General features: G+C 59.3%; 29 protein-coding genes. 16 read left to right on the forward strand and 13 right to left on the reverse strand.

Translation table 11 applies throughout. The features are described 5' to 3' along the window. From BMH52_RS29880 to BMH52_RS01640, 3 genes are all read right to left on the reverse strand, one after another. On the reverse strand, positions 1-183 hold a 183-nt coding region (locus BMH52_RS29880; RefSeq protein ID WP_143192508.1), incomplete at its 3' end, for a hypothetical protein. 198 nt (positions 184-381) lie between these two features. Then, positions 382-1,851, reverse strand: a complete 1,470-nt coding sequence (locus tag BMH52_RS01635) for a methyl-accepting chemotaxis protein (RefSeq protein ID WP_060767680.1) — start codon at positions 1,849-1,851, stop codon at positions 382-384. A 96-nt stretch (positions 1,852-1,947) separates the two neighbouring features. Then, complete coding sequence (locus tag BMH52_RS01640) at positions 1,948-2,754, reverse strand: TatD family hydrolase (protein ID WP_073842748.1); 807 nt, start codon at positions 2,752-2,754, stop codon at positions 1,948-1,950. A gap of 236 nt (positions 2,755-2,990) precedes the next feature. Here BMH52_RS01640 and BMH52_RS01645 point away from each other — a divergent pair, with 236 nt between their 5' ends. From BMH52_RS01645 to BMH52_RS01655, 3 genes are all read left to right on the forward strand, one after another. Beyond that, positions 2,991-4,412 (forward strand): transglycosylase SLT domain-containing protein, encoded by a 1,422-nt coding sequence (locus BMH52_RS01645; RefSeq protein WP_032904985.1) that lies wholly within the window; start codon positions 2,991-2,993, stop codon positions 4,410-4,412. 104 nt (positions 4,413-4,516) lie between these two features. After that, complete coding sequence (locus BMH52_RS01650; protein ID WP_003189852.1) at positions 4,517-4,951, forward strand: DoxX family protein; 435 nt, start codon at positions 4,517-4,519, stop codon at positions 4,949-4,951. A 260-nt stretch (positions 4,952-5,211) separates the two neighbouring features. Beyond that, positions 5,212-5,520: a hypothetical protein gene (locus BMH52_RS01655; protein ID WP_003189853.1), complete on the forward strand. Its 309-nt coding sequence runs from the start codon at positions 5,212-5,214 to the stop codon at positions 5,518-5,520. A 4-nt stretch (positions 5,521-5,524) separates the two neighbouring features. On the opposite strand, the gene BMH52_RS01660 is transcribed toward BMH52_RS01655, so the two are convergent. The 3 genes from BMH52_RS01660 to BMH52_RS01670 are packed head-to-tail and all read right to left on the reverse strand — an operon-like array spanning position 5,525 to position 8,930. Further along, positions 5,525-7,264, reverse strand: a complete 1,740-nt coding sequence (locus BMH52_RS01660) for a Gldg family protein (protein ID WP_073842750.1) — start codon at positions 7,262-7,264, stop codon at positions 5,525-5,527. A 17-nt stretch (positions 7,265-7,281) separates the two neighbouring features. Then, on the reverse strand, positions 7,282-8,007 hold the full coding sequence (locus tag BMH52_RS01665; protein ID WP_014717653.1) for an ABC transporter permease: 726 nt from the start codon (positions 8,005-8,007) through the stop codon (positions 7,282-7,284). Continuing rightward, complete coding sequence (locus tag BMH52_RS01670) at positions 8,004-8,930, reverse strand: ABC transporter ATP-binding protein (RefSeq protein WP_032874084.1); 927 nt, start codon at positions 8,928-8,930, stop codon at positions 8,004-8,006. Before BMH52_RS01670 ends, BMH52_RS01665 begins: the two co-directional genes overlap by 4 nt. 240 nt (positions 8,931-9,170) lie before the next feature. Here BMH52_RS01670 and BMH52_RS01675 point away from each other — a divergent pair, with 240 nt between their 5' ends. After that, complete coding sequence (locus BMH52_RS01675) at positions 9,171-10,217, forward strand: hypothetical protein (protein WP_073842752.1); 1,047 nt, start codon at positions 9,171-9,173, stop codon at positions 10,215-10,217. A gap of 124 nt (positions 10,218-10,341) precedes the next feature. Then, the gene (greB, locus tag BMH52_RS01680; RefSeq protein WP_014717656.1) at positions 10,342-10,821 is read left to right on the forward strand and encodes a transcription elongation factor GreB; all 480 of its coding nucleotides are present in this window, start codon (positions 10,342-10,344) and stop codon (positions 10,819-10,821) included. Positions 10,822-10,858: 37 nt separating this feature from the next. Here the strand turns inward: greB and BMH52_RS01685 are convergent, their stop codons facing one another. Then, a complete protein-coding gene (locus BMH52_RS01685) occupies positions 10,859-13,369 on the reverse strand; it encodes an ABC transporter permease (protein WP_073842754.1) in 2,511 nt (836 codons plus the stop codon). Then, positions 13,369-14,052: an ABC transporter ATP-binding protein gene (locus tag BMH52_RS01690; RefSeq protein ID WP_073842756.1), complete on the reverse strand. Its 684-nt coding sequence runs from the start codon at positions 14,050-14,052 to the stop codon at positions 13,369-13,371. Before BMH52_RS01690 ends, BMH52_RS01685 begins: the two co-directional genes overlap by 1 nt. Positions 14,053-14,062: 10 nt before the next feature. Between BMH52_RS01690 and BMH52_RS01695 the strand changes: the two genes are divergently transcribed. The 3 genes from BMH52_RS01695 (at position 14,063) to BMH52_RS01705 (ending at position 16,064) form a co-directional block, all read left to right on the forward strand. Beyond that, positions 14,063-14,668, forward strand: a complete 606-nt coding sequence (locus BMH52_RS01695; protein WP_014717658.1) for an arylesterase — start codon at positions 14,063-14,065, stop codon at positions 14,666-14,668. A gap of 58 nt (positions 14,669-14,726) precedes the next feature. Next, complete coding sequence (locus BMH52_RS01700; RefSeq protein ID WP_003189866.1) at positions 14,727-15,020, forward strand: hypothetical protein; 294 nt, start codon at positions 14,727-14,729, stop codon at positions 15,018-15,020. A gap of 78 nt (positions 15,021-15,098) precedes the next feature. Next, complete coding sequence (locus tag BMH52_RS01705; protein ID WP_073842758.1) at positions 15,099-16,064, forward strand: L,D-transpeptidase family protein; 966 nt, start codon at positions 15,099-15,101, stop codon at positions 16,062-16,064. A gap of 178 nt (positions 16,065-16,242) precedes the next feature. Here BMH52_RS01705 and oprI read toward each other — a convergent pair whose 3' ends face one another. Next, positions 16,243-16,494 (reverse strand): outer membrane lipoprotei OprI, encoded by a 252-nt coding sequence (gene oprI / locus BMH52_RS01710; protein WP_003172710.1) that lies wholly within the window; start codon positions 16,492-16,494, stop codon positions 16,243-16,245. A 612-nt stretch (positions 16,495-17,106) separates the two neighbouring features. On the opposite strand from oprI, the gene BMH52_RS01715 reads away from it, so the two are divergent. After that, positions 17,107-17,388 (forward strand): GNAT family N-acetyltransferase, encoded by a 282-nt coding sequence (locus BMH52_RS01715; protein ID WP_003189869.1) that lies wholly within the window; start codon positions 17,107-17,109, stop codon positions 17,386-17,388. A 69-nt stretch (positions 17,389-17,457) separates the two neighbouring features. Here BMH52_RS01715 and BMH52_RS01720 read toward each other — a convergent pair whose 3' ends face one another. Continuing rightward, on the reverse strand, positions 17,458-18,534 hold the full coding sequence (locus BMH52_RS01720; RefSeq protein WP_003189871.1) for a 3-deoxy-7-phosphoheptulonate synthase: 1,077 nt from the start codon (positions 18,532-18,534) through the stop codon (positions 17,458-17,460). 130 nt (positions 18,535-18,664) lie between these two features. Next, a complete protein-coding gene (locus BMH52_RS01725; RefSeq protein WP_014717660.1) occupies positions 18,665-19,099 on the reverse strand; it encodes a pilus assembly protein PilZ in 435 nt (144 codons plus the stop codon). On the opposite strand from BMH52_RS01725, the gene BMH52_RS01730 reads away from it, so the two are divergent. The 5 genes from BMH52_RS01730 to cysB all read left to right on the forward strand — a co-directional run bounded on the left by BMH52_RS01730 (position 19,098) and on the right by cysB (position 23,003). Beyond that, positions 19,098-19,484: a hypothetical protein gene (locus BMH52_RS01730; protein ID WP_014717661.1), complete on the forward strand. Its 387-nt coding sequence runs from the start codon at positions 19,098-19,100 to the stop codon at positions 19,482-19,484. The two genes, BMH52_RS01725 and BMH52_RS01730, sit on opposite strands and share 2 nt — an antisense overlap. Continuing rightward, a complete protein-coding gene (locus tag BMH52_RS01735; RefSeq protein ID WP_014717662.1) occupies positions 19,481-20,443 on the forward strand; it encodes a putative 2-dehydropantoate 2-reductase in 963 nt (320 codons plus the stop codon). Before BMH52_RS01730 ends, BMH52_RS01735 begins: the two co-directional genes overlap by 4 nt. 15 nt (positions 20,444-20,458) lie before the next feature. Continuing rightward, positions 20,459-21,376 carry a 5'-nucleotidase gene (locus tag BMH52_RS01740; protein WP_019820334.1) on the forward strand — a complete coding sequence of 306 codons (918 nt, stop codon included), beginning with the start codon at positions 20,459-20,461 and terminating at the stop codon, positions 21,374-21,376. A 48-nt stretch (positions 21,377-21,424) separates the two neighbouring features. Next, a complete protein-coding gene (locus BMH52_RS01745; protein WP_014717664.1) occupies positions 21,425-21,925 on the forward strand; it encodes a universal stress protein in 501 nt (166 codons plus the stop codon). Between the two features lie 103 nt (positions 21,926-22,028). Next, positions 22,029-23,003, forward strand: coding sequence for an HTH-type transcriptional regulator CysB (gene cysB / locus BMH52_RS01750; RefSeq protein ID WP_003189876.1), 975 nt, complete (start codon positions 22,029-22,031; stop codon positions 23,001-23,003). Positions 23,004-23,128: 125 nt separating this feature from the next. Here the strand turns inward: cysB and BMH52_RS01755 are convergent, their stop codons facing one another. Together BMH52_RS01755 and BMH52_RS01760 are read right to left on the reverse strand one after the other, a co-directional pair. Further along, positions 23,129-23,611: a GreA/GreB family elongation factor gene (locus tag BMH52_RS01755; protein WP_014717665.1), complete on the reverse strand. Its 483-nt coding sequence runs from the start codon at positions 23,609-23,611 to the stop codon at positions 23,129-23,131. 14 nt (positions 23,612-23,625) lie between these two features. Then, positions 23,626-23,994, reverse strand: coding sequence for a hypothetical protein (locus BMH52_RS01760; RefSeq protein ID WP_038449530.1), 369 nt, complete (start codon positions 23,992-23,994; stop codon positions 23,626-23,628). 132 nt (positions 23,995-24,126) lie between these two features. Here BMH52_RS01760 and earP point away from each other — a divergent pair, with 132 nt between their 5' ends. Beyond that, on the forward strand, positions 24,127-25,260 hold the full coding sequence (gene earP, locus BMH52_RS01765; protein ID WP_073842760.1) for an elongation factor P maturation arginine rhamnosyltransferase EarP: 1,134 nt from the start codon (positions 24,127-24,129) through the stop codon (positions 25,258-25,260). Between the two features lie 49 nt (positions 25,261-25,309). Continuing rightward, entirely contained in the window at positions 25,310-25,882 is a 573-nt protein-coding gene (locus BMH52_RS01770) for an elongation factor P (RefSeq protein ID WP_003172723.1), read from the forward strand. Positions 25,883-25,938 lie beyond the last annotated feature (56 nt).

Raw genomic sequence — 25,938 nt, forward strand, 5'->3', positions numbered from 1 at the left:
CAGTGCGACCTGTTCTCCCACCTTGAATACCTGCTCCACGCTAAGTGCCGAACCACTTAAAAAGCTGTCGGCCCACGTATCAAAGGTATTCAGGCAGGTGCGGAAATCCGCGAATACGCGCTCAACCTTCGGCGCTTCGGGATCCATGGGCACTAGCACCAGGTTGGCCAGCACCGAGATCAAGAGACAGCCCCATTCATCAGGGCTCTAACGAACACCACCATCTGCAATCCCTCGCACTGTTTGATCAGGCGAGGGACTTTGCAGCGGTTGTCAGGTAAAAGAAGTCGGCGTTATTCGCGGGGATGGCGAGGAAGTTTCGTCTTAACTTCAGGTAAACCGAGGCTTGGTCGTAGGAGTTGGATTACAGCTGGAACAGTCTTACAACTTCAACTGCCCAATCGCCTTGCTCAACTCCCCGGCCAACGTCGCCAGTTCATTGCTGGTGGTGGCCGACGCCACGGTCTGATGCACGGTGTTTTCGGTCACATCGCGAATGCTCACCACGGCGCGGTTCATTTCTTCGGCGACATGGCTTTGTTGCTCGGCGGCCACGGCGATCTGGGTGTTGCTTTCGCGCATCTGTGCCACAGCGCCGGTAATTTCAGCCAGCGCGATGCCGGCTTCCTGGGCCTGTTGTACGCAGTCATCTGCCTTGAATGAGCTTTCCTGCATGAAGTCCACCGCGTCGCGGGTGCCGGCTTGCAGCGCCGAGACCATGCGGGTGATTTCGTCGGTGGAGCTTTGCACGCGCTTGGCCAGGTTGCGCACTTCGTCGGCGACCACCGCGAAACCGCGGCCCATTTCCCCGGCGCGGGCGGCTTCGATGGCGGCGTTGAGGGCGAGCAGGTTGGTCTGTTCGGCGATGCTGTGGATCACACTGACCACACCGTTGATTTTCTGGCTGTCTTCGGCCAGTTTCTGGATCATTTCGGCGGTCTGCTGTACGCCGCTGGACAGCCCGGCGATCGAGCGCTGTACCCGGGTGACCACTGCCTGGCCGCTGCCGGCGAGAGTGTCGGCGGACTGGGACAAGTCACGGGTGGCGCCCGCGTGCTGGGCGATGTGGTAGACGGTGGCGGTCATTTCGTTGATGGCGGTGGCAGCCTGGTCGGTTTCGCTTTGCTGGCCCAGCATGCCGTGTTGCACCTCGTTCATGCTACTGGCCAGGCGTGCGGCGCCGTCGTCCAGTTGCCGGGCGGTGCGTGCCACGGTATTGACCACGCGCTGGTAGCCGGCTTGCATGGCGTTGAAGGCGCTGGCCATCTGGCCGACTTCATCCTTGCAGGCCAACGGCACCCGCGCCGACAGGTCGCCGGTCTTTTCGACGTGCAGCATCACATCCTTGAGGGTGTTGAGTTGGCTGAGCAGGAAGCGGATCAACAACTGCGAGGCACCGAGCATGGCCAGCATCAGCACTGCCACGGCGACGGCGTAGTGGGTGAAGCGTTCACTGAACACTTGGCTCAGGCTCGGCGCGTAGGCCAGGACTGCGACCTGCTGGCCGTCGGCCCGGCTGATCACCTCGGCGCCGATCAGCGGGTTTTCACCGAACAACGGCATGGGGTTGAGTTCAGTCCAGCCGTTGGCAGTGCTCAGGGTGGGTAGATCCTGGGGGGGCTGGCCTTTGGAAAATGCGAGCCAGTGCTCACCCGTGGGCAAGGTTCTGTCGGCTGGCCAGGCGCTGAGCAAGCGTCCTTGGGCCTGGGCCGATGCTTGCGACGCCTGGCTGCGCGCCTGTTGTTCAAGCTGTACCGCGTACAGCACCAGCAGCAGGGTGGTGATGAAGGCGACCGCGTTGACGGCCCAGAATTTGTATTTGAGCGAGATATTGCTAAGCCAGGCACCCATGGAAGGTTTTCTCTGATAGCGGAAACAGTATTGGCAAGGTGCCATTATTGTGCCGCTATTCAGAAAAGCGCTTTTGACATGGGTCAATGCGCCGTATTAATCGATGGCAGGCAAGCCGAAAAAGCGGCGGGCGCAGGCGGTGCTGTGCAACGCCAGATCTTCCATCGTTTCGTTACGGTGCAAGGCCACTTCGCGCAGTACTTCGGGCAGGTACGCCGGCTCATTGCGACCATTTTTCGGCTTGGGGCGCAGGGTGCGTGGTAGCAGGTAGGGCGCATCGCTTTCCAGCATCAGACGGCCTCGGGGAATTTCCCTTACCAGGGGATGCAGGTGGGTGCCACGGCGTTCGTCGCAGATCCAGCCCGTGATGCCGATGTGCAAATCCAGGTCCAGGTAACTGAACAGTGCGGCCTGTTCACCGGTGAAGCAGTGCACCACGGCGGCCGGCAGGTGGTCGCGGTAGTCCTTGAGGACCTCCAGCAGGCGCTGGTTGGCATCGCGCTCATGGAGAAACACCGGCAGTTTCAGCTCGACTGCCAGGGCCAGGTGTTCTTCGAGAACTTTTTCCTGCTGGGGGCGAGGGGAGAAGTCCCGATTGAAATCCAGCCCGCACTCACCCACGGCGCGCACTCGGCTGTCGCCCAGCAAGCCACGCAGACGTTGGGCGCTGTCGCTGTTCCAGTCGCTGGCAGAGTGGGGGTGAATGCCGGCGGTGCTGAACAGGCGCTGGCCGCTTTCGTCGAGTTTTACACACAGTTGCAGGGCCTGTTCGCTGCCCTCGACGCTGGTGCCGGTGAGTACCAATTGCTGCACGCCAGAGGCGTAGGCGCGTTCGAGAACGGCCGTGTGCCTCTCGTCGAAACTGGGGTTGGTCAGGTTGACGCCAATATCAATGAGTTGCATGGTGCTATCTCCGCCTGCGGCCGGAAAGCATATCAGAGCTGTAGATTGATAAGAAAAACCAAGAACTACAATGCGTTAACGCTGTCTTTGAACGTCGCAAGCGACATTGTGGTGGGCCGATTGCCTGCCACCTTGGCGCCGTTGCACGCCTTGCCAGCGCATAAAGCGCTCTGTTTCTGACCCCCAGCACTGCGTAATTCGCACAGGCGCTGGCCAGTTTTCTTTCCGGAGAGCGGATGATCCGACCCTCGGCGTTGCTTATGTTGTGCCTGGCGTTATTGCTGCCCATGACGGCGGTCGCACGTCTGGATGGGCCGCTGCAAGTGGCCAAGCCCGGCAAGGTCCGCGACCTGGCGCAAATTCGCTCCAGCCGCACCCTGCGTGTCTTGGTCAACCAGAGCCGCAACAGTTCCGGTGAAGTGCAGGGCCAGGCCATCGGTGTCGAATACCATCGGTTACGCGCCTTCGAGCAATACCTCAACGGCCATGCCCGTGATGGGCAGGCCATCAACCTCAAGATCATCCCCAAGGCCAAGGACCAGTTACTCGGTGCGCTGGCCCGTGGTGAAGGTGACCTGGTGGCGCCCGGTGAGTTGCTGGACGTGAAAGGCGTGCACAAGGTCAGCGCCAGCGCCCCGATTGTCAGCGATGTGCCGTTGTGGCTGGTGGGCGTCAAGGGTGAACGACGGTATACCAAACTGGAGCAACTGTCGGGTCGCACGGTGACGCTGACCACCGGTAGTGCGGCGGTGGACGCTATCAGTCAGGTCAATCAAAAGCTGGCCCTGCACAAGCGCCCACCAGTGAAAGTGGAATGGGTTGACCCGAGCCTGGCGGTGGAAGATGTCCTGGAGATGGTGCAGGCCGGGATTTTTCACCTGACGATCGTGGAAAAACCGATTGCCCAACGCTGGTCGAAAATCCTGCCCAAGTTGCGCTTTGACAAGCAGGTCGTCATCAGCGAGCCAGGCGACGAGTTCTGGTTTGTGCGTCAGGACGCGTCGATGCTGCGTGCCAGCATCGATCGGTTTCTCAAGACCTATCACACGCCTTCCGACCAGGATGTGGCCTTCCAGCGCATCTATCGGCGCCTCTACCAGGTCCGTAACCCATTGGCGCGGGCTGACCGCCAGCGCCTGGAAAAACTGCGCCCGGTTTTGCAAAAACATGCGCGTGAGCAAGGTATGGACTGGCTGAATCTGGCGGCGTTGGCGTTCAAGGAGTCTTCCCTGGACCCAGGCGCACGCAATAGTGGAGGCCCTACCGGCCTGATGCAGATCACGCCGTCGGCGGCGCAGCGGGTGGGGGTCAACAATATCGAGTCGCTCGACAGTAATGTGCAGGCGGGGGCGCGTTACCTGGCGATGATCCGGCGCAAGTTTTTCTCCAGCCCCAAGCTCAATGAGCGCGAGCGCATGGCCTTTATGCTGGCGGCGTACAACATGGGGCCGGAGCGGGTGCAAGGTATGCGCACCGAGGCCAAGCGCCGTGGGCTTAACCCCAATCAGTGGTTCTTCCAGGTTGAACGCATTGCCATGGAGCAGGTAGGGATGGGCGGCGTCAGCTATGTTAATAGCGTCAACAAGTATTATTTGGCGTTCGATCGGGAGCGCGAGTCTCTGGAGCCGCCTGCGGCTAAAGTTGCATCGCGTGAGTAATCGATTTTTTTGATGTGAATTAGGCAATATTTCGGCTTTTATCATTGCTTAAACTGATTAATATAGCGGCCAACCAACCCCTACCTGGAAAAGGATTTACCCCCATGAGCCCAATGATTACCCGTGTACTGTCCACTCGCGCCGGTTATGGCCTGACTATTCTGCGTATCTTCGTCGGCATCATCTTCGCTGCCCACGGTTCGCAAAAGCTCTTCGGCTGGTTTGGCGGTGGTGGCCTGGCGGGCACCGCACAATGGATGGAAAGCATCGGCCTGGCGCCGGGCACGCTGATGGCGCTGCTGTCGGGCGGTACCGAGTTCTTCGCCGGCCTGGCCCTGATCATCGGTTTGCTGGTTCGCCCTGCTGCATTGGGCCTGACCTTCCTGACACTGGTGGCGATTTTCTCTGTACACATCCACAACGGGCTGTTCATGGCCAACAACGGTTATGAGTTCGCACTGGCGTTGCTCGGCGGCGCGTTGGCGGTGTTGCTGGAAGGTGCGGGCAAATTGTCTGTCGACCGCGCGATCACTCACTGATCGTTTAGCAAGCTGCACAAAAAGGCCCGCTGATGCGGGCCTTTTCGTTGCCCGGGATTCTTGACACTGCCCCACAGGCTTCTCTAGGATGCTGCTCATGCGCCGATTTAAACAGCTAATTGCGGGGCGCCACTGGGTCTCAATGCAGCCCGACAGAAGTACGCTTGCTCACGCAGGGCGTTCCTCGAAATACCGCTAAAGCGCTGGTTCGGTGTTGCCTCTCACCTGCCCGCAGACTTTTGAGGCAGAGACACGACACGATGAATGCACTACGCCCCCTCATACGCCTGGCCCCGATCACCGCGGACCTGACTCAACGCAATCCGAAAATCCTCCTGGGCGGTAAGCACCAGCCGACACTGCTGCGTTATCTGGACGGCTGGCCACGCCGTTCCGGTCGGCCTTCGGCGTTCCTGATCCAGTTTGTGGAAGACGGCGATTCCCTGGCCCGTTTTGCCAGCGACAGTTTCGACCTTGCAGTGATTCAGGCACCGAGTGCCAGCAACGCCCATGAGGTGATCCACCAACTGACGCGCATTGCCCGGCAAGGGCTGATTGCCCGTCGCTGAGCGACTAGTGAAAGGTTGCCAGTGCGAGGAGTCGACGCTTGCGCTGGTACAGGAACAGTAACCCGGCAATCAGGCACAGCAGTAGCGGTAGAGGCACGACCATCAGCCCTTTGAGCTGTCGCTCGAAACGCTGCACCGGGGCATAGGCCTGCGCCTTGAGTGTATGCAACTCGATGGGCAACTGCAGGCGCTCCTTGTTGAGTACCTGCAACTGCGTATTGGTATCCACCGCCTGGGTGATAAGCCGCGTGTGCGCTGGGTTCAACTCGCGCCATGCTTGCTCTGTCTGCTCAAGTCGTCGCTGGAGCTCAAGCGAATTTTTCCGATAAGCCTGTGCGGCTTCGTCGCGCATGTGTTCCAGCCTGTGCAACGGTTGGCGCATGACACGGGATCGAATGCGCTGGAGCGCTTCGGGCGCCGCCAGGTTATCCAATGTGTTCAATACAAACTGCGCGTTGCCGTTGCGTGCATGGCTGACTGTGTCCGCGAGCAAGTCGGTGTCGGCCACGACCACCATCTGGATCAGTTCTGCTTTTTGCAGCCCGGGCGGCTGGCCCTTGAGGCCGTCGGGAAACGCTGAGTAAGCGGGCCCCTCAACGCGCGCAGCGATCACATGGCGCTGCCCTGAAGTCGCCGTTTCATCGATCAGTGAGTCAAATGTCGTCGCCGAGCCAAAGCGTTTCGCGTCCAGCAGGGCCGATTGCCGTGAGCTCAACAGAAGCGGGGTCAACAGTGAACGGCTCTTGGGGGCCAGGGAAAGCGCGCCGCTGCTTGAGACCATCACGGCGTCCAGCCCCCAGGCGCTGACATCCGTTGGAGTCATCGCCTGTGATGGAAGGTGTAGCCTGGCCGGGTGCAGTACCCGGGGCATTCCCGGGCCGGGCGTGGCTGATGAGGCATAGAGATTATCCACCAACAGCTTATCCGCGGGCATTTGGATGCCCCACGCGTTCAGCAGCCCCTCCATTCTGGCGTTCGCTGGCACGGCGTCAGCGCCCATCTCGCTCACGGGGTCGAGGAACATCATCAACTGGGTGCCTTTCAATACCGATTGCTCAATGGCATATAGGGCTCGTTCAGGTAAAGCGTGCGGCTGTACGACTATCAATGTCGCGATGGATGACGGAACCTGGGCGATGTTCGCAGCCAGTTCCACCACGTTGAATTGCTCGCGGATCAACCCCAGCAACTCGCTGGCCGATTTGTCTAACGCCAGTCCCGACAGCAGGCCGATAGTGGCACGCTCAGGCTGCCCCAACTTATAGATCAGGTGGCTGATCTCATATTCAAGTAATGACTCGTGCTCAGGCCGGAACGCTTCGATGCGTTGGGCGCCCTGGCCAGTACGGGTGCCGATAAGGCCAAGGAATCCTTGTGTGTCATCAAGCCCAAACAAGCGGGCTTTGTAGGCATCTTCAGAAAAGGGAGCGCGGTTAATGATATGTAAGTTGATCAGGCCGTTTGCCGCTTTTTCGAACGCCTTGAGCACGTCTTCCACGCGCCGACCATAACGTTCTAATGCCTGGCTTTTTTGCGGCGCATTGAGGGTATTGAAGTAATACAGATCCAGTGGGCTTTCAAGTGACAGTAGCAGTTGCTGCGCCGCGGGCGATAAGGTGTGGATTTTTTCTTCGGAAAAGTCCCAGCGAACAGTGGGCAGTTTGGGTACCCAGACTAGATTGAATGCCAGAAACAGCAGTGATATGACGAGAAGTGTCATACCCGCACGAAAAGCGGATCCCATCAGCGGTCTTCCTTTTCTCAGCTGTTTTTATAATTGAGTGTGAGGGTGGTCGCGAACAGAAAAGCAACGATCATGCTGATAAAGTACAGGCTGTCCTGCAGTGTGAGCTTGCCGTTATCCATCGCGCTGAAGCGGGCAACGGGATCCAGGGACATCAAACTGTCGATAATCCATATCGGTGCTTGTTGTTCAAGTGCATCCAGTACTGACGAAAGCCCACTGGCGGTCAGCAACAAGCCGAGCGTGAAAAAGAAAATCAGCAGGCGTTGGTTCGCAAGTACGCAGATGAAACAACCTACCGAAAGATAACTTCCCGCCAGTAACCAACTGGCCAGGAATTGTGAGGCGATAACGCTATTGTCAGGTGTGCCCAGATAATTCACGGCAATCACCAGGGGGAAGTTAAGCATCAGCGCAATGCCACAGACAGTCCATGCCGCGATGAATTTTCCGATTACCCGTTCCATCGAGGTGACAGGCAAGGCATTCAGGGTGTTGTAAAAGCTGGCGTTGGATTCATCCGACCACAACTGCGTCGATAAAAGGGGGACCAGCAGGAGATAAAGCCAGGGGTGCAGTTCGAAAAAAGCCTGCAAATCACTGCTGTTTCGCTCCATCCATTGGTTGGAATGCAGTCCCAGCGCTGCGCACAGGGCGAGAAAAACCGCCACGCTCAGGTAAGCGCTGGGGGCGCAGGCATAGCTGACGAGTTGTCGTTTGAAAATGACAGGTAGCAGTCTCAAGGTGTTACCTCTTGGCTCAGATGGTGAACGACATCGTTCAGGCGACCCGGCTCCAGATTCATTGAGGTGATGTTCCAGCCGCGATGGGTGATAAGCGCGTTGATCGAGGGAAAGATGGAATGCCCGGGCATGGCCAGTACCGTCACCTTGCCGGGCGCATGCCGGTCTTCTTCGATGCCTGCGACGCCGGGCAATACGGCCAACGCGAGCAAATCCAGCGGGGCGTCTGCCGCGAGGGTGACGGCCTGGAAGTGCCGGGAGCTGCGCTGTAAGTCGGACAGCGAGGCATCGCCCACCAGGCGACCACCGGCGATAACCAAGGCACGGGTGCAGATGTCCGCCAGATCCTGGTAATGGCGGGAGGCGATGATGATGGTCATTTCCTCGCTCAGGGACTGGATGAGTGCCCGGAACTTGAGGCGTTGATCAGGGCAGAGCCCTTCTGTGGGTTCGTCCAGCAGCAGCAGGCTTGGGGAATGCAGGAGCGCCTGGGCCATTGCCACTCTGCGCTTCAAACCAAGGGAAAGGACGTTGATGGGGCAGTCGAGCACGGGCAGCAGTTCCAGTCGTGCGGCTACCTGCGCCACCTGGCTGCGTTTTTCCATCCCGCTCAAGCCGCGAATGGCGGCAATGAAATTGAGCATATTTTTGACGGGCATCGTGTGATGGTCGAGGCCGTTTTGGAGCTGATAGCCAATGACCTTTTTGGCTTGAATTGAGTGGGTATGGGTATTGAAGCCTTGAATACTGATGTGCCCGGCCGTCGGCTTGATCGTCCCGGCGATCAGGCTCAACAGTGTTGTTTTTCCCGCCCCACTCTCTCCCAGCAAGCCCACACACTCCTGGCGCTGGGCACAGAAGGACAAGTTGCTGATTACGCGTGTTTTGCCCAGGTGTTTTGTGAGGTTGCTTATCTCGATCATGGTTTTACCGAATAAGTTTTGCAGGGCGTGTGAGAGAGGCCGGCGGTATGGAAAAGTGCTTTAAAAAGGGTACGTTCAATATGAAGACTTGGGAACGCGAAGTGTGATTAATAAGAAGAATCCTACGTTCGGCCCGATAATCCGCTGAAACAATTGTTTTGTTTTGAATACTTATTAATGTCCAGATGTTTATCTGATGTTTATATAAAGTTTTCTCCTTTGTAACGAGGCCAGATTGCCATGATGCTTCTACGTACTCTTGTTCTTGAGCGCAACGATGAAGGGACGCCCGTTAACGGCGCCTTGTTGTGCGGGTTTGCTGTGACGCAAACGGCGTCCAACTTTCTGGTGTATAGCCTGGATGAGGAGGCAGAGCCCGGCCACTCCAGGGTCTATATCGCGGCACTGCGTAAAAAGATTGACCGGTATTTCCTGGGAGGCGTTGACTCCAAAGAGGACCTGCAATTAGCCATGCAAGTCTTCAAACAGATCCTGACGATGGCAGCGGCAGCCGGCTCGAAGACAACGCCGATTGCCGAACCCCAGGTGCCCTTTCATTTCGTTGATTTGAAAGGCTGCCGGTTGCCGCCTGCCAGGCCAGAGGATCATCACTCGGTGATCATCAAGAAAGCTTTGGTCATGAAGGTCATCACCTTGGGCATGTCGGCCCCGGCGTTGCCTGCGATCGAAAGCAGCGCAGTGATCGTGCCGTCCATTCGCTTCTCGTCGCAAATGGTTGCGCCGCCGCGAAATCCGCGCTCAGCCACGACTGCGCCGCAACCTATGGATGAAGGCACCCTTGAAGAACCGGCGCGGTCGCTGGTCGCGATACCGCAGGAGCAGGTTGAGCCCAGTGCGTCGCCTGTTCCTGGTGAACAAGATGACAGTCACTTTGAGTCAGACAACCTGCGGTTGGAGCCACCCGAGCCTGAGCCCGAACCCTTGGACCCGCCTGCCCAGTTGGACCATACCTCTTTGCTCGAAATGGACAGCGCGCTGAGCAATCTGGCCAAAGTCGCCCAGGAACTGACGCAAAAAAAATGCGCGGTCCTAGAGAAGGAGCAAATGCTTGAACAGTGGCAGGCGCGATTGCAACAGCAGCAGAGCCAGTTGGAAGAAAAAGGCCGTGAACTTGAGCAGCGCCATACCTATTTGCAGGAGCAGGGCTTGGAGGTCAGCCAGAAGGCCGAAAAGCTGGCGATGATGATGTTGCAGTTGTCGGGTATGCGCCAGCGTATGCAAGGCACGTTGCTTGAATTGGACCAAGTGCTGGAGGGGCATGGGTGAGGTAATGGGGCGCCGGCCTGGATACTTTCCAGGGTTCATTTATCATCAGTCCCAGCCAGCCGCTGCCTGGGCATGATGCCCTGGCATAACGGCACCATTGGACATTGCCTGGGGATGCAAGCGTTTGAGTACCAAGCTGATTACCAAAGAAGGTCATGAAGCGCTGAAAAAAGAGCTGGATTACCTGTGGCGAGAGAAACGCCCGGATACCACACGCAAAGTGACCTGGGCCGCCTCCCTGGGAGATCGCAGTGAAAATGCGGATTACCAGTACAACAAGAAGCTGTTGCGCGAGATCGACCGACGGGTGCGTTACCTGCGCAAACGCCTGGAAGACATGCGGGTGGTGGAGTACATGCCCGAGCAGGAAGGAAAGGTATTTTTCGGTGCATGGGTCGAAATCGAAAACGAACAGGGCGAGACCAAGCGTTTTCGCATCGTCGGTTATGACGAGATCTACGATCGCATGGATTACATTTCCATCGACTCACCCATGGCACGGGCCCTGCTGCGCAAGGAGGTGGACGACGAGGCAATCGTACAGACCCCCGGCGGAGAGGTGTGCTGGTGGATCACCAAGATCGAATATGTGAAGACCGCCTGATGGCACGTACCCTTGGCTGGGGCGTGCCATCCAGGTCTCAGCCTTCGCGCAATACGGTCAGCGGGCTGGCATTCAGTGCACGGCGTGTGCCGAATACCCCGGCAGCGCCAATCAGCACGGCACCGATCACGGGCAGCAGTAACAACCACGGGTGGGGATGCCACGCCAGGTCAAAGGCATAGCGGTACAGCACCCAGGTCACCAGTTCGGTGCCCAGTGCCGCCAGCAAGCCACTGACCGCCCCCAACAGACCGAATTCGATGCGTCGGGCCTTGACCAGCAACTTGCGCTCGGCGCCCAAGGCTCGCAGCAATGCACCTTGGCGGATTCGTTCATCCAGGGTGGCCTGCAGGCCAGAGAACAACACTGCCATGCCCGCCGCGAGTACAAACAACAGCACGTATTCGACCGCCAACGTCACTTGGGCGAGGATGCTGCGCAACTGCTCCAGCAGGGCCTCGACCTGCAGGATAGTGACCGCCGGGAAGGCCCGTGACAGGTCGACGATCTGTTGGTCATGGCCGGGAGCCAGATAGAAGCTGGTGAGGTAGGTCGCGGGCAGATCCTTCAAGGTGCCCGGTTGGAAAATCATGAAGAAGTTGGGCTGGAAGTTATCCCAGTTGATGGTGCGCAGGCTGGTGACCCGTGCTTCACGGTTTTCCCCACCGATGGTGAACAATAAATGGTCGTTGAGCTTGAGCTTCAAGCTCTCGGCCACCTTGGCTTCCACCGACACGCCTGGAATCCCGTCGTTGGGTTGCGCCGACCACCACGTACCTGCCGTCAGGACGTTACCCGCTGGCAAGTCGGCTGCCCAGGTCAGGCTCAGGTCGCGTTGAGTGGCCCGGTCGCCACTGGAGTCCTTGCTGACAATCTCCTGCACGGGTTCGCCATTGATGCTGATCAGGCGCCCCGGCACCACCGGGTAGAGCGGCGCCGCTTGTGCCTGGACGTCCAGCAGACGGGCGCCAAAGGCGTCCTTGTCGGCTGGCAGGATATTCAGGGCGAAGTAGTTGGGCGCATCCTTGGGCAACTGGTTTTGCCAGGTGTCGAGCAATTCGCCTCGCAACAGCGCGATCAACCCCATGGACAACAGGATCAAGCCAAAGGCCAGGGATTGGCCTGCCGCCGCCAACGGGTGACGCAACAATTGGCCCAGGCCCAGGCGCCACGGCAGGGAGGCGCGAGCCAGTAACCGCCGCAGGCTCTGTAGCAACAACAGCAGCAAGCCACCCAGGAGCAGCGCAGCGACTACACCGCCGCCGAGTAACGCGAAGGTCAATACCAGGTCCAGGCTCAGGCGCCACATGATCAGGCCCAAGGCAAACAGTGCCGCGCCGTAGACCATCCAAGTGCTTGAAGGAATAGGCAGCAAATCGCGGCGCAATACCCGCAGCGGCGGTACCCGGCCCAGTGCGGCCAGCGGCGGGAGGGCGAAGCCGGCGAGGGCGACCAGCCCGGTGCCAATCCCCGCGACGGCCGGTAGCAGCCCGCCTGGCGGTACGTCGGCGGGTAGCAGGTCGTGCAGGAAGTAGAACAGGCCAAATTGCGCCAGCCAGCCGAGCTGGGCGCCGGCCAGGCTCGCCAGCAAGCCCAGTACGCTCAGTTGCAGGCTGAACAGCAGCATGGCTTCACGGCGCGACAAGCCCAGGCAGCGCAACAACGCGCTGGCATCGAAACGTCGACTGGCGAAGCGGTTGGCTGACAGCGCCACGGCGACGCCAGCCAGCAGCACAGCCACTAGGCTGGCCATGTTCAGGTAACGTTCGGCCTTGCCCAGTGCGCCGCCGATTTGCTGGTTGCCATCGCGGGAGTCCTGCAGGCGCTGGTTGGCAGCCAGGCCCGGTTTGACCAGGTCGCGATAAGTTTGCAGCGCTGTGCTGCCTTGTGGCGCACGCCATAGTTCGCGGTAGCTGACACGGCTGCCTGGCTGGACGACACCGGTGGCGTCCAGGTCCGCCAGGTTGATCATGACCCTGGGCGTGAGGCTGTAAAAGTTGCCGGCGCGGTCGGGCTCATAGTTCAGGATGCGCGCCAGGCGCAGGGTCTTCATGCCGACATCGATGCTGTCGCCGACTTTCAGGTCCAGCGCCGTCAGCAACCGTGCTTCTACCCAGGCTTCACCAGGTTTGGGGCCACCGCCCGGGATTTGCGTACCGAAGGGCTCGGTGCTGCTTTTAAGCTCGCCGCGCAAGGGGTACTGCTCGTTGACCGCCTTGATGCTGGAGAGCTGGATGCCGTTATCGGTGGCGATAACGCTGGAGAACTCCACGATGCGAGCGTGATCCAGGCCCAATTCGGTCCCAGATTTGATTTGCTCGGCACGGGCCGGCGAGCTGCCTTCGAGCACCAGGTCGGCGCCGAGGAATTCGGTGGCGCGCAGCAGCATGGCGCCGTTGAGGCGCGCACCAAAGTAGCCGATAGCGGTGCTGGCGGCCACGGCCACCAGCAGGGCAAAGAACAGCACGCGCAATTCGCCGGCGCGGGCATCGCGCAGTAACTGACGCATGGCAAGACTGAACAGGCGCAACAGCGGCAAACGTGCCATCAAGGCTCCAGGGGCGCGACCATCAGGCCGGCTTCAAGGCGGATCAGGCGCCGGCAACGGTGGGCCAGGCGCTCGTCGTGGGTGACCAGTACCAGGGTCGTACCGCTCTCTTTATTCAACTCGAACAACAGGTCGCTGATGCGCTCGCCAGTATGACTGTCGAGGTTGCCGGTGGGCTCGTCGGCAAACAGCACGTCCGGTTCGGCGGCAAACGCGCGGGCAATCGCCACGCGTTGTTGTTCGCCACCGGACAGTTGGCGGGGCGAGTGGGTCAGGCGCTGGCCCAGGCCTACGCGCTCCAGCAGGTGTTTGGCTCGCTCGCGGGCGTCCTGGCGACCGTCCAGCTCCAGCGGCAGCATCACGTTTTCCAGAGCATTCAAGCTGTCGAGCAATTGGAAGGATTGGAATACGAAACCCACATGCTCGGCACGGATGCGCGCGCGCTGATCTTCGTCGAGGGTGCTCAGGGCTTGCCCGCCCAGGGTCACTTCGCCGCTGCTGGGCAGGTCGAGGCCGGCCAGCAGGCCCAGTAGTGTGGATTTACCGGAACCGGAGCTGCCGACGATAGCCAGGCTATCGCCCTTGTTCAGTTCCAGGCTCAGTTCGTGCAGGATAGTCAGTTCACCTTCCGCGCTGGGAACCACTTTGCTAAGGTTTCGCGCGGTGAGAATGCTTGCGCCCATGGAGAATCCGATGCGAGTGTGGTTTTTGAGTGCTGGCCTGGCCTTGATGTGCATGGCCCAGAACGCAGCGGCGGGTACAGTCCTGATCGTTGGCGATAGTATCAGTGCCGGTTTCGGCCTGGATACCCGCAAAGGGTGGGTCGCGTTGCTGGAGCAACGGCTCAAGCAGGAGGGTTTTGACGACAAAGTGGTCAATGCTTCCATCAGTGGCGACACCAGTGCAGGAGGCCTCGCGCGGCTGCCCGCGGCGCTTGCAACGCACAAACCGGACGTGGTGGTGATCGAGTTGGGTGGCAACGATGGCTTGCGCGGCCAGCCGCCTGCGCAATTGCAACAAAATCTTGCTTCGATGATTCAGCAGTCCCGGGACAGCGGCGCCAAGGTGCTGCTGTTGGGTATGCAGATTCCGCCCAATTACGGCAAGCGCTATGTCGAAGCTTTTGCCAAGGTATTCGGTGATGTGGCACAGAAAGAAAAGGTGCCGTTTGTGCCGTTTTTCCTCGAGGGCGTGGGTGGCCATCCGGAGTTGATGCAAGCTGACGGGCTGCACCCGGCGGTCGCGGCGCAAGACAAGTTGCTGGAAAATGTCTGGCCGGCGCTAAAACCGCTGCTATGACGCTTTTCTACCGGCAGGCTTTCGGCTAAGGTGGCGCCCCCCTGATTTGGAGCCCTCGATGTCGCGCCCTGCCTGGTCCCTGTTTAACTACCAACTGATCGAGCCGGACGAGCAGCTGGACCTGTTCGCCTGCCAGGAAGTGCGAGTGCATTTGGTGGCGCGTCAATTGGAACTGGGCGGCTCCATCGACCGCACGCTCTGCGGCACTTTATTGCCCGCACAGCCACGCTGGTCCTCGGTCAACCGCTCGATTTTTCAAGACCAGCGACTCTGCCCGTTATGCCGGGCGATTCTAGAATCGCAAAAGCGCGGCACGCCGCCGATCTGGCCGGAGCTGCGCTTCGAGCTGTAAAACAGCTTGAAGCTTGGCGCTGCGAAGCCGTATACAATCAATTTTTCCCTACCCGTCGTCTTGCGAAGGATTTTCCGGATGTTGTCGCGCCTTTCCGTCGTCACCTGCTGCCTGTCTCTTGCTGCGCTTTGTGCGGCGGGTGCGGCGGCGGCCTTGCAGTTGCCCTTGCCACCGCCCGGTGAGGACATTGTTGGCCAGGTCCAAGTGATCAAGGCCAAGTACGAAGACACTTTTGCTGACCTTGGCACCACCTACGACCTGGGCTATTCGGAAATGGTCGCGGCCAACCCGGGTGTCGATGCCTGGTTGCCGGGTGCGGGCACTGAGATTGTGCTGCCGACACGCTTTATCCTGCCGCCCGGGCCGCGGGAAGGCATTGTGATCAATCTGGCGGAATACCGGCTCTACTACTATCCAAAAGGCCAAAACGTCGTCTATACCTTCCCTCTGGGCATTGGCCGGGAAGGCTGGGGTTCGCCGATCGCCCATACCAGTATCATCGCCAAGACGCCGAACCCGACCTGGACGCCACCGGCCTCGATCAAGGCCGAGCACGCCGCCAACGGTGACCCGCTCCCCAACGTGGTGCCTGCCGGCCCCGACAACCCACTGGGGCCGTTCAAGTTCACCCTGGGCACGCCGGGTTACCTGATTCACGGCTCCAACATGAAGTTTGGTATCGGCACGCGTACCAGCCACGGGTGCTTCCGCATGTTCAATAACAACGTGTTGGAAATGGCAGGCATGGTGCCGGTAGGCACGTCAGTGCGCATCATCAATGACGCGTACAAGTTCGGCAGCAGTGGTGGCAAGGTCTACCTTGAGGCCCACACGCCGTTGAATGATGACGGTACGCCATCGGTGGTCGACAAGCACACCGCGGTCATCAATGCGTTGCTCAAGCGCGAGGACCTGTCCAATAACCTACGCGTCAACTGGGACCAGGTGCGTGATGTGGTCGCCGCCGAGGATGGCTTGCCGACCGAAATTGGTGTGCCAGGCGGCGCACCTGTGGCGTCCAGCACCCCGCTCGATCTTCAATAATAAGCCTGAGCGAACATCCCTGTGGGAGCGGGCTTGCTCGCGAAGACGTCGGCCCGGCAAACATTGATGTTGACTGACCCACCGCTTTCGCGAGCAAGCCCGCTCCCACATGCCAAATCATAGGCAAAAAAAAGCCGACCCATAAATGGATCGGCTTGATAACAACCCCGAAGGATTATTACTTGCGGCTTGCTTTTTCAAGCATGCGCAGAGCGCGCTCGTTAGCTTCGTCAGCAGTCTGTTGTGCTTTTTGAGCAGCAGCCAGAGCTTCATCAGCTTTACGGTAGGCTTCGTCTGCACGGGCCTGGGAGCGAGCTGCTGCGTCTTCAGTTGCAGTCAGACGAGCTTCGGTTTCTTTGGAGACGCTGCTGCAACCGGTAGCCAGAACTGCGGCCAGAGCCAGAGCAGAGAATTTCAGAACGTTGTTCATCGTGTTCCCCTTCAAGGACTTTCAATTTAATGGCTACTTTCTCAGAGTGAGCTAATAGCCGGCGTACATACTACCCATTACTTGTAGTAAGTAAACTGACGTTGCGCAAGAAGCAAAAAAATTTCTTGTGCCGAATCTATTTTGGCTAATCTTTTGGCGGTTTGTATGAAAACTGTCCAATTTTTTGCACCTGGACGCACATTGGATCCAGGCTGAAAGGGCCGGCCCGCATGTGTTAAGCCTTGTAAATAGATGAAATTTTATATAACGAAGCGGGGCACTTTGGTTACGCTTGGCTTTACTGCGGCGGGCATCTTTTGCGCATCTAGAGGTGACTTTAAGAGCGCCAGTTCGTCTCAAGGTTCAACTGCCGGCAATGTTCAGGCTATCGGTCACCGGTTGATCGAGGCCCTTTCTATATCCACCAGCGGCGGGGAATGACGAGTGCGCCTTGAGCAATTTCAGGATTGGTGCCTACTATTCCCTATGTGCTGGTTGTGAGCGCTCACGGTTTTCTCGCTGTCGAAACCGGCACGGGGTGGCGTAGATGTTCCTTCGCCGGAAAAACATCGGTAAGGTAGGGTCGTTAATTCAGACCCGCGAGGAGTAGTGATGAGCGAGGCGTTGTCCATCCACCATGACCAGGCTGGTCATCAGTTCGAGACCAATGTGGACGGTCATCGTGCCTACCTGACCTACATGGACCTCGGGAAGCAGACCCTGGATATCTATCGCACCTTCGTGCCCAACGCACTGCGGGGGCGAGGCATTGCGGCTGCGTTGACCGAGGAAGCCTTGAAGTTTGCCGAAGAGGCTGGCTACACGGTGATCCCGTCGTGCTCTTATGTCGAACGCTATATGGAGCGCCACCAGCGCCATGCCGCGAAGCTGTAACTGACCAGTTGCCAATAAAAAACGCCGGGCTTAGCCCGGCGTTTTTGTGTGCGCGAAACCGGTACGGACTCAGGTGCGCTTGCGCTGGGGCAACACGTCCTTGAGCTTGGCGTGCATGCTGCGCAGGGTAGTTTCGGTGGCGGACCAATCGATACAGGCATCGGTGATCGACACGCCGTACTGCAAGTCGGCCAAGTCTTTTGGAATCGCCTGGCAACCCCAGTTCAAATGGCTCTCGACCATCAAGCCGATGATCGACTGGTTACCTTCCAGAATCTGGTTGGCAACGTTCTCCATCACCAATGGCTGCAAGGCCGGGTCTTTGTTGGAGTTGGCGTGGCTGCAGTCGACCATGATGTTTGGCTTGATCTTGGCCTTGTTCAGCGCCTGTTCGCACAGCGCGACGCTGACCGAATCATAGTTGGGCTTGCCATTGCCGCCACGCAGCACCACGTGACCGTAGGCGTTGCCCTTGGTCGTCACGATGGACACGCCGCCTTCCTGGTTGATACCCAGGAAGCGATGAGGGCTGGAGACCGATTGCAGCGCATTGATCGCCACGGTCAGGCCGCCGTCAGTGCCGTTCTTGAAGCCTACGGCCGAAGACAGGCCGGACGCCATTTCGCGGTGGGTCTGGGATTCGGTGGTGCGTGCGCCGATAGCCGACCAGCTGATCAGGTCCTGCAGATATTGCGGGGAGATCGGGTCGAGGGCTTCGGTGGCGGTGGGCAGGCCCATTTCAGCCAGGTCCAGCAGCAGTTTGCGACCGATGTGCAAGCCATCCTGGATCTTGAAGGAGTCGTCCAGGTACGGGTCGTTGATCAAGCCTTTCCAGCCGACGGTGGTACGCGGTTTCTCGAAATACACGCGCATGACCAGGTACAAGGTGTCGGACACTTCAGCCGCCAGCACTTTGAGGCGCTCGGCATATTCGTGGGCGGCCTTGAGGTCGTGGATAGAGCAGGGCCCGATCACCACGAAGAGACGGTGGTCGGTGCCGTCGAGAATGTCACGGATGACTTCGCGGCCCTTGGTGACGGTCTGCAGGGCAGCGTCGCTCAGGGGGATTTCGCGCTTGAGCTGATCGGGGGTGATCAGGGTCTCGTTGGATTCAACGTTAAGGTCATTGATCGGTAAATCAGCCATCGTGTTACTCGCCAGGGTCACGGGTGCCGGCCGCCAGCTATCCCCGTGCGGCGGGCACAGCATGATTTGAATGCAGGGGGGAGGAACCTTAGCGCGTAACACGGGCCCGCGACAATGGGCAAAGCCCGGTTTAATCCAGCGCTGGCTGCACAACCGCCTCATGGGAGAACTCGCCGGCATGACGCGACACCCACTCACGGGCCATGGTTTCAAGTTGTGCAGGCGTTGGCTCGGCGTCTTCGTGCAGGCGGCAGTAACGCTCGATCTGGCACACTTGCTCGCCCATCCGTGCACCGAACAAGGCGTGTTCGTCGGTAAAGCAAATACCAATGCGATAGCCCTGTTCGACTTTGCGGCACCAGGCGACATAGCCTGGATAACGGGCGCTGGGCCCTAGGGAAGGGATATGCAGGTCTACCGCCGTGCCGGCGCGCCAGGCACGTGGCCAATTGCAGGCGACGCCGCCGCGGCCGATAGTGTGCAGGCGTTGGCGGGGAAGGGCGGGAGAGGGACGTTGGATCAACTCGACAGCGACATCATCAGGGTGAGGTAAAAAACGACCCATGTACACGGACTCCGAGCGCCGTCCAGTTGACGGCAATGGCAGCAGTATAGTGAAGGAACTGGAATTGACCGACCTGGATATTGACCAGCAATTGCTGGGATTGCCAGGTATTTCGCTGGTAGTGTTCACCAGTGTCGGTTGTGCCAGTTGCCGCTGGGCACGCCAGCAGTTGCCCAGCTGGCACTTGCCGGTGGACCGCGTGTGCTGGGTGGATGCCGGGCACAACGGCGGTGCGGTGGAACGCTACCGGATCTTTCATTTGCCGGCGTTGTTCCTGGTGTGCGAGGGTCAATTCTTTGGGCAATTACAGACACGTCTTACAGCATCCGACCTCGCCGAATGCCTAAACCAGGCGCTCAACCGAACACCAGAGGATTTGCCATGACAGCAGTTGCAGCCCCGTCGCCACGCATTGGCATTATTGGCACCGGTGCCATCGGCGGTTACTACGGACTGATGCTGGCGCGTGCCGGCTTCGATGTGCATTTCCTGTTGCGCAGCGAATATGCCGCGGTGAGCAGGCATGGCCTGCACGTCAACAGTACGGTGCATGGGCAACTGCACCTGCATCCGGTGCAGGCCTATGCCAGCGCCGCCGACATGCCGCCGTGCGACTGGCTGTTGGTGGGCACCAAGTCCACCGGCAATGTGGACCTGGCGCCCACCATCGCCCAGGTGGCGGCGCCGGATGCCAAAGTGGTGCTCCTGCAAAACGGCCTCGATGTCGAAGACAGCCTGCGTGAACACCTGCCGCCGTCGCTGCATCTGTTGGGCGGCCTGTGCTACATCGGTGTGCACCGCTCGGCCCCCGGTGTGGTAGAGCATCAGGCGTTGGGCCGGGTCAACCTGGGCTATCACAGTGGCACGGCGGCCAACGATGAGGTGCAGCAACAGGCGATTGTCGAAGCCGGTGCCGGGCTGTTTCATCAAGCGGGCATCGAGTCCCAGGCCATGGCCAATGTGCATCTGGCGCGTTGGCACAAGCTGGTCTGGAACGTGCCGTTCAATGGCCTCTCTGTGTTGCTGGGCACGGGCACCACGGCCATGATGGCCGATGAGTCCAGCCGCGAGTTGATCCAGGCGCTGATGGCCGAGGTGGTGCAGGGCGCTCATGCCTGCGGGCATGAAATCCCTGCCAGTTACGCTGGGCAGATGTTCGCCATGACAGAAACCATGGACGACTACCTGCCCAGCATGTATCACGACCACCTGCACAAGCGGCCGCTGGAGCTGGCGGCCATCTATGCCCGTCCCTTGGCCGCTGCCAAAGCGGCCGGTTGCGAACTGCCACGCATGCAGGCGCTGTATCAGGCCTTGAGTTTTATTGATCGGCACAACCGCTGATTGGGGGGAACCACCATGGTGAAGGGATTGGCTGACAAACTGGTGCTGGCGATTTCCTCACGAGCGCTGTTCGACCTGAGTGACAGCCACAAGGTTTATCTGGCTGAAGGGGTCGAGGCTTACCGCAAATACCAGATCGAGCACGAGGAAGAAACCCTCGAGCCTGGCGATGCCTTCCCGCTGGTCAAGAAGCTGCTGAGCCTGAATGCCAGCCTGGGGCGTGCGCGGGTCGAGGTGGTGTTGGTGTCGCGCAACAGTGCCGATACCGGGCTGCGGGTGTTCAACTCGATCCAGCATTACGGCCTGGATATTTCCCGCGCCGCTTTCGTAGGCGGGCGTAGTCCCTATCCCTATTTGGCCGCCTTCGGTTGTCATCTGTTTCTCTCCACCCATGCTGAAGATGTGCGCAGCGCCCTCGATGCCGGGTTTGCGGCCGCGACGATTTTGTCCGGCGGCCCGCGCCGCGCTTCCAGCGAAGAGCTGCGCATCGCATTCGATGGCGATGCCGTGCTGTTCTCCGATGAGTCCGAACGTGTCTACCAGGCCGGTGGGCTGGCAGCCTTCCAGGCCAGCGAGCGAGAGTCGGCGCGCCAGCCTTTGCACGGCGGTCCGTTCAAGGGCTTCCTGGCGGCACTGAACCTGTTGCAACGCGAGTTTGCCGATGAGGCCTGCCCGATTCGTACCGCGTTGGTCACCGCACGTTCGGCACCGTCCCATGAGCGCGTGATCCGCACCTTGCGCGAGTGGGATATCCGCCTGGACGAATCGCTGTTCCTCGGTGGCCTGGAAAAATCCGCGTTTCTGGAAGCCTTTGCCGCCGATGTGTTTTTCGATGACCAGGCCGGCCATTGCGAGAAAGCCAGGGAGGTAGTGGCCACCGGGCACGTGCCCCATGGCATCAGCAATGAGTTGAGAATCCAGACCGAGCGCTAGCTGCTAAGCTCATTCAATTCCCGCCATCCTGGCAGCCCAGGAGGTTTTATGATTCGTTCGATGCTGTTTGCCACGGACCTCGGTCTGTATGCGCCCTACGTGATGCAACATGCGCTGGCGCTGGCGCGAACGTTCAAGGCTGACCTGTATGTGATCCACGTGGTCGAGCCCATTGGCTTGTTCGCCGAATCGGTGCTGCAGAGCTACCTTGATGAAACCGCCCTGAGCGAATGGCAAAGCAAGGGGTTGAGCACGGTGATGGCGACGATTGAACAACGCGTGCTGGACAGCTTCCGCGAGGAGTGGGGGGAAGGGGAGCAGGACCTGCAATGGATTCGCTCGGTCAAGGTGATCCAGGGGGATCCTTGCGAGGTGATTCTCGACCAGTTGCGAAAACTGTCTGTCGACTTGCTGATCGTCGGGAGTCATAGCCAGGCAACCGGTGTGGCCGTCCCCCTTGGACGTACCGCCGCACGGGTGTTGCAGTTGTCCCCCGTGCCGGTTTACCTGGTGCCGTCGCTGCAGCGTCGGCGCAGTGACGATAGTTGATCGGCAAAAACGATAAAAAGTTCTAGATTTATCCGTCAAACCTTTAATATAGTTATATACCGTCGCTGATACCCGTGGCGTCTATCTGCTTTGAGGGATTCATATGAAGCTTCAACAACTGCGCTACATCTGGGAAGTGGCGCACCACGACCTCAACGTTTCCGCTACCGCTCAAAGCCTCTATACCTCGCAACCTGGTATCAGCAAGCAGATCCGCCTGCTCGAAGACGAGTTGGGCGTCGAAGTCTTCGCACGCAGTGGCAAACACCTGACCCGCGTCACTCCAGCTGGCGAGCGCATCATCACCACCGCCGGCGAGATCCTGCGTAAAGTCGAAAGCATCAAGCAGATCGCCCAGGAATTCTCCAACGAGAAGAAAGGCACCTTGTCGATCGCCACCACTCACACCCAGGCGCGCTATGCATTGCCGCCGGTGATCCGTGATTTCATCAAGCAATACCCGGACGTAGCCCTGCACATGCACCAGGGTTCGCCGATGCAGATTGCCGAGATGGCCGCTGACGGCACCGTCGATTTTGCCATCGCCACCGAGGCCCTGGAATTGTTCGGCGACCTGGTAATGATGCCCTGCTACCGTTGGAACCGCTGCGTGGTTGTGCCCCAGGGGCACCCTTTGGCCAAGCTGCCGAAGCTGACCCTGGAAGCCTTGGCTGAATACCCGATCGTGACCTACGTGTTCGGCTTTACCGGCCGTTCCAAGCTCGACGAAGCGTTCAGCCATCGCGGCCTCACGCCCAAGGTGGTGTTCACTGCTGCCGATGCCGACGTGATCAAGACCTACGTGCGCCTGGGCCTGGGCGTCGGGATCGTCGCCAAGATGGCGGTCGACACCAACCTCGACAAAGACCTGGTGGTGCTGGATGCCAGCGAATTGTTCGAGTCCAGCGTGACCAAGATCGGTTTCCGTCGTGGTACCTTCCTGCGCGGCTTCATGTGCGACTTCATCGAGAAGTTCGCACCGCACCTGACCCGTGAGGTGATGGCCAAGGCGATCCAGTGCCACAACAAGCAAGAGCTGGAAGAGTTGTTTGACGGCGTTGAATTGCCCGTCCACTGACCGCGATTACCCTGTAGGAGCGAGCTTGCTCGCGAAGATCGCCAACGTTAACGCGGGGCGCCAGGTAGAATGCAGCGCCCTTGCGTTCCTTCGCGAGCAAGCTCGCTCCTACAGAGGGCTGTAGGTTATCGGGCCTCGGTCACCGTAAAGTGCTGCCGAGCGCCGGCCACCAGAATCTCTACCTCTTCATCGATACGCTTGCCCAGCAGGCCTTTGCCCAGGGGCGAGCGTGGCGTGATGACCGTCACCGGTTGCCCCACCACATCCACTTTCAAACCCGCCGCATCCGGCGCCAGGAACAGCCATTGCTGGCGACCGTCCTCGTCTTCCAGGCCCACCAGCGTGCCTATCTCTATCCCGCGTTGATCATCGTACGCACGTAGCTGCAGTTGCTGGCACAGCACCAGCGATTGCTTGATCTCCTCCACTCGTCGGGCCTGCCCGGTGGCCAGGTACGAAGCCTCCAGGCCGAGGGTGTCGTATTTGTTTTCGGCAATGTTTTCTTCGTGGGTCGCGGTTTCGTAGGCGGTCTGCGCGGCGCGTTGGACGACGTCGATGTCGACGGTGAGCTTTTCCAGGATCAGCTGGAGCACGGCGTGTTTATTCATGGCGGTATCTGGCATCAATCGCAGAATTGCAGGACATTGGCCCGCGTCTTTTCATTGGGGGCGTTCTGGTCTTGTTGCAGCCAGAACTGGCATTTGGGGTTGGACAGGTTACGCGCGTTGCTTCGGGCCTGGTCCAGGGCCTGTTGTTGTTCCTGTTTTTGCAGGTTCTGTTGGTACTGTTCGAACAGACGGTTCGGTGGCTGCGGCTCAACCATGGCCGGTTTGCCCAATTGCTGAACCGCCTGTGCCACCGGCGCCAGGCTCTGGGGGAACAGGTAGCGAGACGCCAGCCAGGCGGTCAGCGCAATGGCGATAAACCCTAGCCACACGCCGGCGGCAATCGCGATGCAGAGCTTGAACAGCGATAACGGACGGTCAGACATAAGGGCCTCCTGGCAGGCATTGACGGCATGACGGTGATTGTCGCACAGCCTCCGTGCAGAATAATCGCGATCAAGCCTTCTGCATCCACGCATTTATGCGGACAATCGAACCTTTGATCGATGGAGCCCGGAATGAAAGCCCGCTGGGATATTTTTTGCAGTGTCGTCGACAACTACGGCGACATCGGCGTGACCTGGCGCCTGGCCCGGCAGTTGGTGGTGGAGCATGGCTGTGACGTGCGCTTGTGGGTCGATGACCTGCGCGCCTTCGAACGCATGTGCCCGGACATTGATGTGCAGGTGGGCCAGCAATGGCAAGAGGGCGTCCAAGTGCGCCACTGGCCGGCCGAATGGCCAGGCGCACACCCGGCGGATGTGGTGATTGCTGCGTTCGCGTGCCAGCTACCGCCCGAGTACATGGACCGCATGGCCGAGTGTGAACGTGCGCCGTTGTGGATGAACCTGGATTACCTCAGCGCTGAAGACTGGGTGGTGGGCTGCCATCGCTTGCCTTCGGTGAAGTACAAGGGCGTGCAGAAGTACTTTTTCTTCCCCGGGTTTCGCCCTGGTACTGGCGGCCTGTTGCGCGAAGCCGGCTTGTTGGAGCGACGCCGGGCGTTTCAGCAGGACGCGGCCGCGCAACAACGGTTCCTGCAAAGCCTGGGCGTTGCTCCGACGTCCGGCGCGCGTTTGATGTCGCTGTTTGCCTATGAGAATGACGGGTTGGCCGGCTGGCTGGACGTATTGGCGGCCGATGGACGGGGGACGCACTTGCTGGTGCCGGAAGGGCGCATTCTGGGGGACGTGCAGCGCTGGCTGGGGGTGAACAGCTTGTCGGCGGGAGACATCCAAGTACGTGGTGCGCTGACCGTACAGGTCATTGCATTCGTACGTCAGGAGCAATATGACCGATTGCTATGGTGCTGCGAATTTAACGCCGTACGTGGCGAAGACTCGTTCGTGCGTGCCCAGTGGGCGGGGAGGCCATTGCTGTGGCACATCTACCGCCAGGACGAAGACATCCACCTGGACAAGCTCGATGCCTTCCTGGAACTGTACACAGCCGCACTTTCACCGGCCGCCAAAGCTGCCGTCGTCACGCTCTGGCAAGCCTGGAACGCTGATGGCGATATGGCACAGTCCTGGAAAATGCTGCTGGAACATTGGCCCGAGGTCAGCCAGCACGCTGAGAACTGGTGTCTGGAACAAGGCTTGCAGGCCGATCTTGCGACGGCGCTGGTACAGTTTTATGAAAGTTGGATATGATACGCCACCTTGATTTTTGTCAATCCCATCCAAATTTCGGATATACGCAATGAAAACTGGTAAAGAACTGAAACCCGGTACAGTGATCCGTCTCGAAAACGACCCTTGGCTGGTTCAGAAAGCTGAGTTCACCAAGTCTGGTCGTAACAGCGCAATCATGAAGACCAAGCTGAAGAACCTGCTGACCGGTTACAAGACCGAAATCGTCTACAGCGCCGATGACAAACTGGACGACGTGATCCTCGACCGCAAAGAAGCGACCCTGTCCTTCATCAGCGGCGACACCTACACGTTCATGGACACCACTGACTACACCATGTACGAGCTGAACGCTGAAGATATCGAAGCCGTTCTGCCGTTCATTGAAGAAGGCATGGAAGACGTCTGCGAAGCTATCTTCTTCGAAGAGCGCCTGGTTTCCGTAGAGCTGCCGACGACCATCGTGCGTAAGGTTGCTTACACCGAAGGCTCCGCTCGCGGCGACACTTCCGGCAAGGTGATGAAGCCTGCCAAACTGAGCAACGGTACCGAACTGCAAGTGGCCGATTTCATCGAAATCGACGACCTGATCGAGATCGACACCCGTGAAGGTGGTTCGTACAAAGGCCGCGCCAAGAAGTAATTCTGGCCCCGGCGATACGAAAAAAGCCCGACCTTGAGTCGGGCTTTTTCATGGGC

Origin of the sequence: Pseudomonas sp. BTN1 (genome assembly GCF_001907715.1) — a bacterium.
Lineage (GTDB): Bacteria > Pseudomonadota > Gammaproteobacteria > Pseudomonadales > Pseudomonadaceae > Aquipseudomonas > Aquipseudomonas paracarnis.

Coding starts and splice junctions, on each gene's coding strand:
- BMH52_RS01635 (WP_060767680.1), bottom strand. CDS start 1,851: ATGGGTGCCTGGCTTAGCAATATCTCGCTCAAATACAAATTCTGGGCC.
- BMH52_RS01640 (WP_073842748.1), bottom strand. CDS start 2,754: ATGCAACTCATTGATATTGGCGTCAACCTGACCAACCCCAGTTTCGAC.
- BMH52_RS01645 (WP_032904985.1), top strand. CDS start 2,991: ATGATCCGACCCTCGGCGTTGCTTATGTTGTGCCTGGCGTTATTGCTG.
- BMH52_RS01650 (WP_003189852.1), top strand. CDS start 4,517: ATGAGCCCAATGATTACCCGTGTACTGTCCACTCGCGCCGGTTATGGC.
- BMH52_RS01655 (WP_003189853.1), top strand. CDS start 5,212: ATGAATGCACTACGCCCCCTCATACGCCTGGCCCCGATCACCGCGGAC.
- BMH52_RS01660 (WP_073842750.1), bottom strand. CDS start 7,264: ATGGGATCCGCTTTTCGTGCGGGTATGACACTTCTCGTCATATCACTG.
- BMH52_RS01670 (WP_032874084.1), bottom strand. CDS start 8,930: ATGATCGAGATAAGCAACCTCACAAAACACCTGGGCAAAACACGCGTA.
- BMH52_RS01675 (WP_073842752.1), top strand. CDS start 9,171: ATGATGCTTCTACGTACTCTTGTTCTTGAGCGCAACGATGAAGGGACG.
- BMH52_RS01685 (WP_073842754.1), bottom strand. CDS start 13,369: ATGGCACGTTTGCCGCTGTTGCGCCTGTTCAGTCTTGCCATGCGTCAG.
- BMH52_RS01690 (WP_073842756.1), bottom strand. CDS start 14,052: ATGGGCGCAAGCATTCTCACCGCGCGAAACCTTAGCAAAGTGGTTCCC.
- BMH52_RS01695 (WP_014717658.1), top strand. CDS start 14,063: ATGCGAGTGTGGTTTTTGAGTGCTGGCCTGGCCTTGATGTGCATGGCC.
- BMH52_RS01700 (WP_003189866.1), top strand. CDS start 14,727: ATGTCGCGCCCTGCCTGGTCCCTGTTTAACTACCAACTGATCGAGCCG.
- BMH52_RS01705 (WP_073842758.1), top strand. CDS start 15,099: ATGTTGTCGCGCCTTTCCGTCGTCACCTGCTGCCTGTCTCTTGCTGCG.
- oprI (WP_003172710.1), bottom strand. CDS start 16,494: ATGAACAACGTTCTGAAATTCTCTGCTCTGGCTCTGGCCGCAGTTCTG.
- BMH52_RS01715 (WP_003189869.1), top strand. CDS start 17,107: ATGAGCGAGGCGTTGTCCATCCACCATGACCAGGCTGGTCATCAGTTC.
- BMH52_RS01720 (WP_003189871.1), bottom strand. CDS start 18,534: ATGGCTGATTTACCGATCAATGACCTTAACGTTGAATCCAACGAGACC.
- BMH52_RS01730 (WP_014717661.1), top strand. CDS start 19,098: ATGTACACGGACTCCGAGCGCCGTCCAGTTGACGGCAATGGCAGCAGT.
- BMH52_RS01725 (WP_014717660.1), bottom strand. CDS start 19,099: ATGGGTCGTTTTTTACCTCACCCTGATGATGTCGCTGTCGAGTTGATC.
- BMH52_RS01735 (WP_014717662.1), top strand. CDS start 19,481: ATGACAGCAGTTGCAGCCCCGTCGCCACGCATTGGCATTATTGGCACC.
- BMH52_RS01740 (WP_019820334.1), top strand. CDS start 20,459: ATGGTGAAGGGATTGGCTGACAAACTGGTGCTGGCGATTTCCTCACGA.
- BMH52_RS01745 (WP_014717664.1), top strand. CDS start 21,425: ATGATTCGTTCGATGCTGTTTGCCACGGACCTCGGTCTGTATGCGCCC.
- cysB (WP_003189876.1), top strand. CDS start 22,029: ATGAAGCTTCAACAACTGCGCTACATCTGGGAAGTGGCGCACCACGAC.
- BMH52_RS01755 (WP_014717665.1), bottom strand. CDS start 23,611: ATGAATAAACACGCCGTGCTCCAGCTGATCCTGGAAAAGCTCACCGTC.
- BMH52_RS01760 (WP_038449530.1), bottom strand. CDS start 23,994: ATGTCTGACCGTCCGTTATCGCTGTTCAAGCTCTGCATCGCGATTGCC.
- earP (WP_073842760.1), top strand. CDS start 24,127: ATGAAAGCCCGCTGGGATATTTTTTGCAGTGTCGTCGACAACTACGGC.
- BMH52_RS01770 (WP_003172723.1), top strand. CDS start 25,310: ATGAAAACTGGTAAAGAACTGAAACCCGGTACAGTGATCCGTCTCGAA.